Below are 13669 nucleotides of genomic sequence, written 5' to 3' on the forward strand. Positions count from 1 at the left end.
TGAAATTACCGAAACTCGTGAAATTATTGATAAAATTCTCAATAATCATGAGAATGAACCCCCCTTTATTGAGAAAGTTCTTTTTTGTCAAAGTCCCATACAAATAACTTATATCCCTATAACAAAATCTGCAAATTATTTAATCAATCTTGTAATTTAAGAAGAGACTTGCAAATAAAAAAGTCCCAAATTTAGATAAAAACCCTCTATATTTCTCTTTTCTCGGCCTCCTCTGCTGCTCTACAAGAGCAAAAAACCACTATCATAATGTTCTTAATCGTAATGTATCAAGTTAAAATATGCTGTATCTGACAAAAACATGAAAGATAATAATTGACAAAAATATTTCTAAAAGACAAGATATTGTTACAATATTTAACAACGTTGATTTAACTGGTGGCTTCTTCATGATGGTTAAGACACTTCCCCCTAGTTCTCGAACAAGTCAGGAGGACAGTCGCGGAGGCGAATTGTCCGTAATTGAAGTCATAGCGGAAAAAAGTGCAGAGACTTTAGTAATCAAGTCAGCGGAAGTCTCCAGACGGCCGAGACATAAGCCGCGAGTGACAACAGGAACTGAACCAGAGACAGTGCTGTATGATCCTGTGGAAATACAAGAACAATATCGTGGACGATTTTTACAAGTTTTAGGGCGGATTTTGACGGTTCTTAAACCAACAATTTCCTTTGTGTTTGGCTTGTGGTGGGATAAGCAATGGGGAATTTTGGTAAAAAATGAACAACGTCGCGCCATTCAACTCAGAAAATTATTAACAAAACTCGGTCCGGCTTACATTAAAATCGGTCAGGCTTTATCTACTAGGCCAGATTTAGTCCCACCAGTTTATTTAGAAGAATTGACTAAACTGCAAGATCAATTACCGGCTTTTCCTAATGAAATAGCTTACCAGTTTATAGAAGAAGAACTAGGAGCGCCACCGACGGAAATTTATGCAGAATTGTCTGCTCAACCCATTGCGGCTGCTTCCTTGGGACAGGTATATAAAGGAAAATTGAAAACTGGGGAAGAGGTAGCGATTAAAGTTCAGCGTCCAGATTTACGGGAACGAATTACTATAGATTTGTATATTTTACGAAATCTGGCTGGTTGGGTACAGCGCAAAGTCAAGCGGGTACGTAGTGATTTAGTCGGGATTTTAGATGAATTGGGCGATCGCATTTTTGAAGAAATGGATTACATTCATGAAGGGGAAAATGCCGAACGCTTTTTTGAGTTATATGGTAACATGAAGGATATTTATGTACCAAAAATTTACTGGGAATACACCAACCGTCGGGTTTTAACGATGGAATGGATTAACGGTTTGAAATTAACTCAACCAGAAAAAATTGCGGCCTTGGGAATCAATGCGCGGTATTTAATTGAAATTGGTGTCCAGTGTTCCTTGCGTCAATTATTAGAACATGGATTTTTCCATGCTGACCCCCACCCCGGTAACTTGTTAGCTACTATGGATGGTAAATTAGCTTATCTTGATTTTGGGATGATGAGCGAAGTTAAACCAGCCCAACGTTATGGTTTAATTGAGGCAATTGTTCACGTCGTTAACCGAGAATTTGATAGTTTAGCAAAAGACTATGTAAAGCTAGAATTTCTAACTCCAGAAACGGACCTTACCCCTATTGTTCCGGCTTTTGCTAAGGTATTTGCTAACGCGGAAGGTGCAAGTGTAGCGGATTTGAATATTAAAAGTATTACCGATGATTTATCGGCTTTAATGTATGAATATCCTTTCCGTGTTCCACCTTATTACGCTTTAATTATTCGTTCTCTTGTCACTTTAGAAGGAATTGCAATTTATATAGATCCCAACTTCAAAGTTCTCAGCGAAGCCTATCCTTATGTTGCTAAACGGTTATTAACAGATCCAGCAGATGAGTTAAGAACATCATTAAAAGAGTTACTTTTTAAAGATGGTAAATTCCGCTGGAATCGTTTGGAAAACTTGTTAAAAAATGCCCGCAGTAACCAAGAATATGATCTTAACTTAGTCCTCAATCAAGGAGTAGAATTTCTTTCTTCAGAACGCGGTTCATTTATTCGTGATAGATTAGTTGATGAATTTTTCAATAGTGTAGATGCTGTTAGTAAAAATGCTTTACATAACTTCACCTATATACTCCGAGAAAGGGTAGGATTAACAGCAGTAAATCAAATCCCATCAGCAACAGTTGAACAACAACAAACCTTAGAATATATTAAACGCATTGCTGGTATTCTGCGAGAAACTAAAGGTTTTGATGCTACTAAAATAGCCCCACAATTAGCCCAAATCATTGTTAATCCAGGAGTGCAGCGTTTAGGCCAACAAATTGCTAATCGCGTCACTCAAAAAGCTGTAACTCGGATAATTCGGGAATTATTAGCATCTGAATAATGTCTAAACTGTGATTTTTCTACTGGAGTTGAGATGATTAATTAAGGGTTGCTGAAAAAGTAATCATTTGGTATGAGTTAAATTCATCAATTAGTCAGGCCACAGTAAACATAAGTTTTTCAGAAAGTTTAGTCATGACTCTACCCAAACTAAATCTTAGTTTACCTTGGCCGAATTTCCCCTCAAAACAAAATTACTGCTAATTCCAGTCGCTTTTAAGCGACTTCAGTTATGAGACAGGAAACCCATTTAATAGTCCACAAAAGGTGAATATTCCCAACAATGTAAATTAATATTCCTCCCCGCAACGACAACTGCGGCCGCAAAATTATCTGTTGGTGTTAATTCCCTTAAATTCCAATCTCCTGATACAAGTAATCTACTTGGTTGATTGTTTGTTAAAGATATTTTAATTTCTTCTAACTTGACTAAACCATCTCCTGTCGCTTTTACATAAGCTTCTTTGCAAGTCCAATAACGGAAAAATATTTGTTTTTGTTCTTCAGAAGAAACTAACCGCAGATGTTCATATTCTTCAGCAGAAAAAAACCGTTTGGCCAGACTTTCTAAATCTGGCATAGTGCGAATACATTCTAAATCTACACCAAGATTTTGATAACTTACACCACACAAAGCTAAATTTTGGGAATGAGATAAATTAAAGAATAATCTTTGATTGGCAAATTTAGCTGCTAAAAAAGGCTTACCACGGGGTTGATATTCAAATTCCACTTGTTTGGGGTCAATAGCTAAATATCGCCCTAAAATGGCGCGGAGAGCGCCACGTCCAGCGATAAATCTTTGCCGATGTTCAGCAAAATAAAACCTTTGGGCGCGAGCAATTTCATCACTAGATAAAGTTTCCCAAAAATCTTGTAATTGTGATTCCGACTGATTTAAATTAATGCGCCAAAGATGCACATTATGTAATGACAAATTTAAGTTTTTAGGTGCAGGTAGCCAATTACAATTAAACACAGTTCTTAATAATTAAACTTTACTTTTTTGGTTATTCGGTACTTGTTATGCTAAACCGAGAAGTTGAGAGAAGGGAACAGGAAGGATCAGGGAATAGGGAAAAAATGGTTCTTGCGGACATTTTATGGAAAACCTGGGTCAAAATCATTGAAAGCCTTATTGTGTCCGCATTTCACTGAAAATATGGGGATAATTGTTTATCACCTTTGTCCCGTAAGAGTTTTGTGATAATCAATCCTCAATCACCATAAAAGAGACGCAAGAGTTACTTTTTTCCAGAGAAACCTGTTCAATTTTTTGGTGACGTTTTATTTCTATCCACTGTAAAACGCGATTCCAAGCCCACCATTGATCAGGATCTTGATATTGATTTTGACATCTTTTGCTACTCACATAACCAACATGGCCACCGTAACGAGTGAGTAATAAATCTATATCGGGATTTTTCCTAGCAGCGGTTTCTAAATCAGGAATAATAGCAGGATCAAATAAGGGGTCATCAGCAGCATATAGAATTAAGGTTGGTTTTGATAGTTTAGGTAACAATTCTAACCCACTGCTGGCTTGATAATAATCAGTGACGCTAGGGAAACCCAAACCTTCAATAACGAGTTCTTCGTCAAATGCCCAAATGCTATTAGCCCTATGAATAGCTTCAGGCTTAATAGATTCAGGATAAGCAGCATGGATTTTCCAAGCTAGTTTTTTTAATTCTTTAGCAATGCGAGATTCAATATATTTACCGAATGGGTGCGTAACTAAATAAGTCAGTGATCGACAGGAATCTAAACTCGGACAAATCACCGCCCCACCAGCAAGATCAATATCTTTGGGTGCTAAATCTGCTGCGGCTTTCACTCCCCATAAGGCCAATTGTCCCCCCAAAGAATAGCCTATGAACCAAAATTGCGGAGGACAACCCATTTTTGCGGACGTTTCCGCAATTCTGACAAAATCTTCCCCCTCATACAAACCGTCTGAAGTCAATGTTGGCGATAATTCTGCGGTTTTACCATGCGCCCGCCAATCAAATAATACTACAGCATAACCTTGGGCGTAAGCCTTGCGTCCCAAAATTTGCAAAAACCATTGTTGGTCTAATTCTCCAGTAATACCATAAGTGCCAATAATTGTACTATGGGCATTTGGGGGAATAGCAACCTTACCAAAAATTGGCACACCTTGTCCACCTGTGAAGATGACTTCGTGATATCCTGGTTCTGGATGAGTAGTTTTACTCTCCCAATCACGACTAGCCCACAAAGCTGTATAAGTTGTCATGGTCATGCCATTTTGCAAAAAATATGGCGGTAAATATTCGTACTTATACATAAGAATAGGATAATGAATTTGACAATGATCTGATTTTAATATTTATATTAGATTTAACATATTTTTTATAATTAAGATGGTAATCTTTTTATATATCAAGGAAAACAAAAGTTTACGGTTTGCTTGATGATCTCAAAAGTCCCTCAACTTTCTACCAGAATTAGCACAGCGAACTTTTAGTAGTGAGGGGAACGTCAATTATCCTTAAATAAAGTAGTTATAATTTTTAAGAATGCCCAGGATTCTTGTCATAGATGATGACCTAGCGATTTCAGAACTTGTTGCCGTCAACTTGGAAATGGCGGGCTACGATGTTAGTCAAGCCGAAGATGGTATCAAAGGTCAAGCGCTGGCTCTCCAGCTACAACCGGACTTAATTATGCTTGATCTGATGTTACCCAAAGTAGATGGGTTTACAGTTTGTCAACGCTTACGTCGGGATGAACGCACTGCTGAGATTCCTGTATTGATGTTGACTGCTTTAAGCCAAACTCAAAATAAGGTAGAAGGGTTTAATGCTGGTGCGGATGACTACCTTACCAAACCGTTTGAGGTAGAGGAATTATTAGCACGGATACGGGCTTTATTGCGACGCACTGACAGAATTCCCCAAGCAGCAAAACATAGTGAAATTCTCAACTATGGATCTCTTACCCTTGTTCCTGAAAGATTTGAGGCTATCTGGTTCAAAACAACAGTGAAATTGACTCATTTAGAATTTGAGTTACTCCACTGCTTGCTACAACGTCACGGACAAACCGTTTCCCCTAGTGAAATCCTCAGAGAAGTTTGGGGTTATGATCCTGATGATGATATTGAGACTATTCGCGTGCATATTCGTCATTTGAGAACCAAACTTGAACCCGATCCTCGTCATCCACGCTACATTAAAACCGTCTATGGGGCTGGATATTGTTTAGAATTACCTAGTGTATCCTCTGAAATTGAAGATCCAGTTGCTTCAATTTCTGAATGAAATCTAGTTAAATATCCTGATATTTAGATCCCTGATTTCTCTAAAAATTCAGGGATTTATCTATCTATAATATCCGATTTCACAAACAAATTTAATTATTTCTAACAAACAACTTTTTCAAAAACTCCTAATTATCAAAAACCATGATACAATAAATAGTTCTCTAAAACAGTGCTGGGTGAAGAACGTAGAGACAAAACTCAGCACACCTACACACTCAGCACTAAAGAACTCTAGTTTATGCCATTGCCAATTGTTGCAATTATCGGCCGCCCAAATGTGGGCAAATCTACCTTTGTAAATCGTCTTGCTGGAGATCAAACAGCAATAGTCCACGATGAACCAGGTGTAACACGCGATCGCACTTATCGTCCAGCATTTTGGAATGATCGGGAATTTGTGGTAGTGGACACAGGCGGCTTAGTTTTTAACGATGACACCGAATTTCTACCTTTAATTCGCCAACAGGCTTTAACGGCTCTTGCAGAAGCCTCTGCCGCGATTTTCGTAGTTGATGGGCAAGCAGGTCTAATGCCCGCAGATGAAGAAATTTCCGAATGGTTACGTCAGCAACCAGTACCCGTATTATTGGCCGTGAATAAATGCGAATCCCCAGATCAAGGAGTGATTCAAGCCGCTGAATTTTGGGAATTAGGACTAGGTGAACCTTTCCCCATTTCCGCTATTCATGGTAGTGGTACGGGGGAAATTCTCGATGAGTTAATGAATCACATTCCTTATGCAACAGAAGTAGAGGAAAATCCTGAAATTAAAGTCGCTATTATCGGCCGACCCAATGTGGGCAAATCCAGTTTACTAAATGCTTTTGTCGGTGAAAATAGAGCTATTGTCAGTCCTATTTCTGGAACAACTAGAGATACAATTGATACGATAGTTGAGAGAGGTGGACAGACTTACAGGTTGATTGATACCGCTGGTATTCGCAAAAAGAAACATATAGAATACGGGACGGAATTTTTCAGTATTAACCGCGCATTCAAAGCTATTCGTCGGGCTGATGTGGTTTTGTTAGTGATTGATGCCATAGATGGTGTAACCGAACAAGATCAAAAATTAGCTGGGCGCGTTTTAGAAGAAGGTCGCGCTTGTGTTATTGTTGTTAATAAGTGGGATGCTGTCGAAAAAGACTCTTATACTATCTATGACCATGAAAAAGATTTAGAGTCACGCTTACATTTTACTGAATGGGCAGATACTATTTTTGTGAGTGCAGTTACGGGATTAAGAGTAGAAAAGATTTTAGAATTGGTCAATGAAGCCGCTGAATCACATAAACGCCGCGTAAGTACATCGGTAATTAATGAAGTGCTAGAAGATGCTATCAGTTGGCATTCACCACCGACTTCCCGGGGCGGTCGTCAGGGTAAAATATATTATGGGACTCAGGTGAGTAGTCAGCCTCCTTCTATTGCTTTGTTTGTAAATGATGCTACACGCTTTAATGAGAATTATCGCCGCTATATCGAACGACAATTCCGTAAACAGTTGGGCTTTCAAGGGACACCCATTCGTCTATTTTGGCGCAGTAAGAAAGTTCGAGAAATGGAAATTGGTGGTCCGAATCGAGCTACTCGTGTAAAATAAATAACTATTGTCAGTTGGTCATCTTCCTGGACTTGATGCCGTTGACAACTGACAAATGACAACTGACCAATGACAAAAATATGGATTTACTGCGATCGCTACCCATCGGACTTTACTTAGAAGAACCGCAAACTTGGTTACATAAACTCGACCCGCGAGTTAAGTTAATTTGGTTATTGAGCTTTCTAAGTAGCTATGTTTTCGCTAATAATTATTGGCGGGTATTGCTGGTATTACTGCTAATTCTTTTTACTGTGTTTGCTAAAATTCCGCTCAGAGTATGGCGACAACAAATGGGCTGGCTGCTGGTATTATCATTTATGGTATTAGCTATTGGCGCGATTAGTCCCGATGGATTAGGTATAAATTATCAGTCCCGTTTACCTGGAAATGAGCAAATTCTCACGCAACCAAGCACTGATAAAAAAACCCAAATTACCCCGACAATAGCAGATAATAATAAACAGTATAGCTATGTGTTATTTCACCAGGGATTTGTGAAAGTAAGTCACCGTTCTTGGGATTTAGCAATTAGTTTGAGTACAATAGTTTTTACATTAATCTACAGCACTAATTTATATTTGCTTACAACCTCACCAGAAGAAATTACTTCGGGAATGGAAAGTTTAATGCAGCCTTTAAGAAGATTGAATATTCCAGTTACAGAAATCACCCTCACTCTAACCTTATCTTTGCGGTTTATTCCCCTGGTTTTAGAAGAAATCCAAAACTTAGTTCGTTCCGTTATGACTAGGGCAATTAATTGGAAAAAGTTAGGATTAAAAAGAGGAGCAAAAGTTTGGTTAATTGTGACTGAGAGACTATTAAAAAATCTGCTTTTGCGGGCTGAACAAATGGCAAATGCGATGATGGTTAGGGGTTTTACTAGTCCTAATGAACATCAGGTTAAATGGCAAGAATTAACGTTAAAAATGGCCGATTGGTTAGCGATCGCCTTTTTAATGATATTTTGGGTAATTAGGATAGCCTTGGGTGCGGATGTTTCTTAACTAAGACTTCTACCGCGTCTAATGAATGGAAGTATAACCGTTTAAAAATCCTTTAAAGCACAAACAGAAGTAGCCCAAACTATTCCTGTACTTCAACGCATTTTTAACACTCGTTTGGATTTGCTAATGAAAAATCGGCGACAACGCCCTAGTATTTTTTTAGAGTTAGATTTAGCTGATTTTAAATAATTTGTTATTCGACAACAACAAATGGAGAATAGGAGACTCGAACCCCTGACCTCTGCGGTGCGATCGCAGCACTCTACCAACTGAGCTAATTCCCCTTATTCGTGCTTATGAGTTCTTATCTCTAATACACATACTCTATTCTAGCATTCAGAAACAATAAATTGCCCATCTTTTTTTAAAAAAACTTCCTGTACCTGCTGTAAATCCAAATCAATCAAATAATCAATTGTCCAATTAGCTTGACGTTGCAACATATGGAACGGGTAAGTATTCGCTACACCTACCACCTGCATTTGGGCTTTTTTGGCTGCTTGAATACCTACTGGGGTATGTTCAATCACTAAACATTCGTGAGGTTGTAGATTTAATTCTGGATATACTTGATTCATCCGTTCCACTGCTAATAAATATCCTTCCGGGTTAGGTTTATGACTGTTGATATCATCCCCTGATACAATCACGGGAAAGTATTCAGTTAATTTAGCAGATGTCAACACCGTTTCTACTTCTAAAGATAAAGTATCACTGACTAACCCCAATTTGAGATCATGGTCACGAATTTGAAAAATTACGTCTTCAATTCCGGGATACAAAGGCAATTTTTCTAACTTTTCCAATTCTAGAATATAACCTTGAGCTTTGCGGGTAAGTAATTGAGTCATATAAACTTCTGTGACTACCCGACCACGATTTTTCAGCAGGTTTTGCAAGTAAGCGCGATGGCCGAACCCTAAAAAAGCTTGACGTTCTTGCACTCGTTGAAGTTGGAGATTTTCCCCCAGGAGAATCTCATCTATTAGTTGAATATGGATTTGTCTATCTTTAATGATGACACCATTAAAATCAAATAGAACTGCTTTTAAACTCATCGCGCTAATTCCTAACTCCAAATTTGGGGACTCCTGCTATACATTTTCCTGCCACTAATTACTGATTGTAATATGGCTGAGTGCAGAATGTAGGATCTAAAAGAGTAATGGCCATTGGTAAAATCCGATGTTCCTGCACTTGAATTCTAGCGTGTAGAGTTTCTGGTGTATCCTCTGGGAGAACAGGAACAGCCGCTTGGATTAAAATCTCTCCACTGTCAACTTCTAAAGAAACAAGATGTACAGTACAGCCAGTGATTTTCACTCTGGCTGCTAAAGCCTGTTCCACAGCTTGTACACCCTTAAAACTCGGTAATAAACTGGGATGAATATTAATCATCCGCTGGGGAAAAGCATCAATTAACACTTGTGTAACTAATCGCATCCATCCCGCCATAATCACGAATTTCACATCATACTGCTGTAATATTTGGACTATTTTACTATCAAACTTTTCTCGATTTTTATAATCACGATGATTCAATAGTACAGATTCTACACCCCATTTTTCAGCCCTGATTGCTGCTTTAGCATCAGGATTATTGTAGATTAAAACTTGAATTTTGGCGTTGATTTTACCATCAGCAATAGCTTGAGCAATTACTTCAAAATTACTGCCATTTCCTGAAGCCATGATTCCTATTTGCAAAGGCTGATCAGATGAAACTTGGTAATTATAAATATCAGGAGAAATCAGACTGGAATGATTATTTATTGTCAAATCGTAAGTCATAAAAGTAAACCATAAACCCCATTGGTAAGTAGGTTGGCGTTAAAAATTGTCGTTATGACAAGGGAACTCTTAACAGGGAAGAAGTTATTGCTTTTGTTCTATTTTGGGTTAGTCTTGTTACTTTTTTGGTGGGGGAGAACCAATGAAAAATTTACTTGTGCGATCGCAAGAAATCTTAGCAACTGCATTTTTATTATCTGTCTGTTGTCCCGATTGAGACGGTTGAATAAAACAAGATTTTTTCCAGTAAAATCCTTTGGCATTGGCACTAGGTCCATTCCAAACAGTCAAAATATCTAGTTGATATCCAGATTTGATATTAACTACACGAGGTTCAACACTCCATAGTTGTTTTTCTTGAGATTTACTGAGGTGATTATTAATTGTTCTCTTCCCCAAATTCCTTAGCTGCTGATCAGCTTCTAGTAACCATTTTTCTACTTCTGACCAGGGTTTATTGGCAATTTCTTGATTAACTAAAGGTTGAATTTTATTTAAAATCAGATCACCATTTTTTGGTTTTTTTGCAGGTGGTTCTAGTCTAATTACAAAGGCACTTTTCTGAAAGTTGTCTGCACGTAAACTAGGATAGTCTTTTAACCACTTATCTATAACGAAGTAAAACTGCAACCAACAACTAATTAACATACACCAAGATAACAAAACTATTATTTTTTGGCGGTCTTGTAATTTGGGCAGTTTCGCTTTTGCGGATCTTCCTCCCGTACCTTCAAAGAAGTTAGGTATGGCCGTAACAATTGCAGATATTGTTGGCCAAATAACTATAGTTTTAGCTGTTAATATATTCTCCTGATGTCCAAAGGCAAAGACGCTAACTAAGAACCCTGTAATTATTGCCCCGACTGGCATAAAAGTTCCGGGAAATCTTAAAGGATCATCGGTGGTATACCAAGCTGTTCCTGCTAACAAAAATAGCCAACCACAAAAGGCAATAATATCTTTGACAGATCCTACAGCAAAATATGATATTCCCCAAGAAAAAACACTCAAATAAATAAATGTCTGCCACGAGTATGCTTTCGCTGGTGTCAGAAATTTTTGCACTCCTGCGAGTAAACCTTTAATAAATTGAAATATGCCCAGTATTTCCTTAAATAATGAGTCCATTGGATTACCTCTAATTAATAAAGTGATTAATATTGATCATCTTCCAGAATACAGAGAGCGAATTAATAAGATGATGGTTATGGCACTATAACTCAGTGAATTAGCTATTAATGTTGTAATTACTAAATTAGTATTTTGCAATTTAGCTATATTCATATAAATTGCTCTTTGTTGTGAAGAAATGATTCCCGTTTCTGTTTTTGTTCCACCTTCATCCATCACAATTATCAGCATTTTCATGATTAAGAACTTAACTATAAAAGTCGCTAAAAAAATAGTGAATGATAATAAAATTATCAGGGAACTGATACTAGTATCTTTTAGCTTATTAAAAAATACATAATTAATCAGTTCTGATTTGATAGTAGTAGGTAATATTGGTTCGATCACAAAAAAGATAATCCAGCCAATTACACTAGAAAAAACATTAATGGTAATTGCATAAAAAATGCTAGTCTTCTTATCAAACTTCAGCCATTTATTAAGAACGGAAGCTTCTAGGGGAATGGCTGCCAGTAAGAATAATGTTTCAAAAAATATTGCCCCAATTGGCAAAATTATGGGTAATGATAATTCGTCGGACATATTTGTTAAAAGTTTAAGTTAGAAGCATTTGGGCGGTTATAATCCGCGTTTACACAGACGAAACCCACCTGAGTTGATAAACCTGATTTTTTGCTTGTAAAAAATACTAACAATGGGCAATTATCTCATGTTTTGGTATTTATGATCTGAGTATATCAAGATTTTTATTTTGATAGTATTAATACATTCTTTTAATTTAAATACGTAAACAAAAAACCGCACATCCTCAGTCTGGTTTCGTTAAGATAAGGAATTACCACTTTATAGCTTTTCAAAAGATGACAAGGAACGGTATCGGTATTCGCACAGCGCAAGTGCGTTCTGAGCGGCTTACGGGTCAAATTCACGTCTATGATGGTTTGGGCAAAGGTAAGTCCCAAGCGGCTTTAGGGGTGGTTTTGCGCTCGATTGGTTTGGGAATTAATACACCCAGTGATTCTAGCCGGGTGTTACTATTGCGGTTTTTAAAGGGCCCAGAACGGGATTATGATGAGGATGGAGCGATAGCGGCTTTACAGCGCGGGTTTCCCCATTTAATTGACCAGGTTCGCACGGGAAGAGCCGAATTTTTCGGACATGATCAAATTACACCTTTTGATCGCACAGAGGCTACACGGGGTTGGGATGTAGCTAAAGGTGCGATCGCTTCTGGTTTATACTCGGTTGTAGTTCTAGATGAAATTAACCCGGTTTTAGATTTAGGTTTGCTATGCGTGAATGAGGTCATAAATGTTTTAAAATCTAAACCCCAAGAATTAGAAATCATTACGACTGGACGCGCTGCTCCACAACCATTATTAGATATTGCAGACTTACATTCGGAAATGAAACCTCACCACCACCCCACGGCCGCAGAACTGTTTATTGAAGGCATTGAAATTTATACAGGTGCAGGAAAGGGTAAATCTACCAGTGCCTTGGGTAAAGCTTTACAAGCTATTGGCAGAGGTATCAATCATCCTGGTTCTAACCGTGTATTGATTATGCAGTGGTTAAAAGGTGGTAGTGGCTATACTGAAGATGCAGCTATAGCCGCTTTACAGCAATCTTATCCAGAAGTAGTAGATCATCAACGTTGTGGACGGGATGCCATTGTTTGGCGTAATTCGCGTCAAGAATTAGACTATATAGAGGCGGAGAGAGGTTGGGAAATTGCTAAAATGGCGATCGCTTCTGGTGTGTATAAAACTATTATTCTCGATGAACTCAATCCCACTGTGGATTTAGAATTATTACCTGTTGATCCCATTGTCCAAGCATTGTTACGTAAACCCCGCGACACAGAAGTGATTATTACCGGTCGCTGTCAAAATCAACCGGCTTATTTTGATTTAGCCAGTATTCATTCTGAGGTTTATTGTCATAAACATTACGCAAATGAAGGCGTGGAATTGAAGCGGGGGGTTGATTTTTAACTCTAGGGGCGCAGGTTCTGCGCCCTCCGTTCTATTTTTATTTAAGGTATACGACAGTTACTAGTATTATAAATTACAGACATTAATAATAAAACTCTTGTGGTGCGGGCATCTTGCCCGCATAAACAGACATTAATGAGAAAACTCTTGTGGTGCGGGCATCTTGCCCGCATAAACAGACATTAATAATAAAACTCTTGTGGTGCGGGCATCTTGCCCGCATAAGAAGTACCTCACTCAAGTTAAACTTGCTCTAATATTTTTATTTGGGTTGAGAAAAACCAACCCAAAAATCACGATTATTGATGATCTTCTTGATTTAACCAAGTTATTAAATCAGTATCTGCAATTTTAGCAAGATTATTGTCAGAATCAGGATATCCAGGATTTAAGGATTTACAGGATGTAAACTAATACAAATAGTTTTGAGAAGGATAATATCCCGAATTT

The 13669-nt window shown here is 37.9% G+C and carries 11 protein-coding genes and 1 tRNA gene; 5 read left to right on the forward strand and 7 right to left on the reverse strand.

Annotated features, from left to right (window positions below):
* The first annotated feature begins 407 nt into the window (after positions 1–407).
* Positions 408–2399, forward strand: coding sequence for an AarF/ABC1/UbiB kinase family protein (locus H6F39_RS19105; RefSeq protein ID WP_190372790.1), 1992 nt, complete (start codon positions 408–410; stop codon positions 2397–2399).
* Between the two features lie 249 nt (positions 2400–2648).
* Here H6F39_RS19105 and hetI read toward each other — a convergent pair whose 3' ends face one another.
* Both hetI and H6F39_RS19115 read right to left on the reverse strand, forming a co-directional pair.
* Complete coding sequence (hetI, locus tag H6F39_RS19110; protein WP_190397233.1) at positions 2649–3377, reverse strand: 4'-phosphopantetheinyl transferase HetI; 729 nt, start codon at positions 3375–3377, stop codon at positions 2649–2651.
* Between the two features lie 231 nt (positions 3378–3608).
* Positions 3609–4709, reverse strand: coding sequence for a YheT family hydrolase (locus H6F39_RS19115; protein WP_137909562.1), 1101 nt, complete (start codon positions 4707–4709; stop codon positions 3609–3611).
* Between the two features lie 232 nt (positions 4710–4941).
* On the opposite strand from H6F39_RS19115, the gene H6F39_RS19120 reads away from it, so the two are divergent.
* From H6F39_RS19120 to H6F39_RS19130, 3 genes are all read left to right on the forward strand, one after another.
* Positions 4942–5685, forward strand: a complete 744-nt coding sequence (locus H6F39_RS19120) for a response regulator transcription factor (RefSeq protein ID WP_028082828.1) — start codon at positions 4942–4944, stop codon at positions 5683–5685.
* Positions 5686–5925: 240 nt separating this feature from the next.
* The gene (der, locus tag H6F39_RS19125; RefSeq protein WP_137909563.1) at positions 5926–7290 is read left to right on the forward strand and encodes a ribosome biogenesis GTPase Der; all 1365 of its coding nucleotides are present in this window, start codon (positions 5926–5928) and stop codon (positions 7288–7290) included.
* 80 nt (positions 7291–7370) lie between these two features.
* Positions 7371–8300 carry an energy-coupling factor transporter transmembrane protein EcfT gene (locus H6F39_RS19130; protein ID WP_190397234.1) on the forward strand — a complete coding sequence of 310 codons (930 nt, stop codon included), beginning with the start codon at positions 7371–7373 and terminating at the stop codon, positions 8298–8300.
* 211 nt (positions 8301–8511) lie between these two features.
* Here the strand turns inward: H6F39_RS19130 and H6F39_RS19135 are convergent.
* The 5 genes from H6F39_RS19135 to fraC all read right to left on the reverse strand — a co-directional run bounded on the left by H6F39_RS19135 (position 8512) and on the right by fraC (position 11804).
* Positions 8512–8584 (reverse strand) — tRNA-Ala (locus H6F39_RS19135).
* Positions 8585–8629: 45 nt separating this feature from the next.
* Positions 8630–9358: an HAD family phosphatase gene (locus H6F39_RS19140; RefSeq protein ID WP_137909524.1), complete on the reverse strand. Its 729-nt coding sequence runs from the start codon at positions 9356–9358 to the stop codon at positions 8630–8632.
* 58 nt (positions 9359–9416) lie between these two features.
* Positions 9417–10091: a phosphoribosylglycinamide formyltransferase gene (purN, locus tag H6F39_RS19145; protein ID WP_137909525.1), complete on the reverse strand. Its 675-nt coding sequence runs from the start codon at positions 10089–10091 to the stop codon at positions 9417–9419.
* A 117-nt stretch (positions 10092–10208) separates the two neighbouring features.
* Positions 10209–11219, reverse strand: a complete 1011-nt coding sequence (fraD, locus tag H6F39_RS19150) for a septal junction protein FraD (RefSeq protein ID WP_137909526.1) — start codon at positions 11217–11219, stop codon at positions 10209–10211.
* A gap of 36 nt (positions 11220–11255) precedes the next feature.
* Entirely contained in the window at positions 11256–11804 is a 549-nt protein-coding gene (gene fraC, locus H6F39_RS19155) for a filament integrity protein FraC (protein WP_137909527.1), read from the reverse strand.
* 278 nt (positions 11805–12082) lie between these two features.
* Between fraC and H6F39_RS19160 the strand changes: the two genes are divergently transcribed.
* Positions 12083–13219, forward strand: coding sequence for a cob(I)yrinic acid a,c-diamide adenosyltransferase (locus H6F39_RS19160; RefSeq protein WP_190372810.1), 1137 nt, complete (start codon positions 12083–12085; stop codon positions 13217–13219).
* Positions 13220–13669: the final 450 nt, after the last annotated feature.

The sequence above is a fragment of the Dolichospermum sp. FACHB-1250 genome (genome assembly GCF_014696335.1).
GTDB classification, from domain to species: Bacteria; Cyanobacteriota; Cyanobacteriia; order Cyanobacteriales; family Nostocaceae; genus Dolichospermum; species Dolichospermum planctonicum.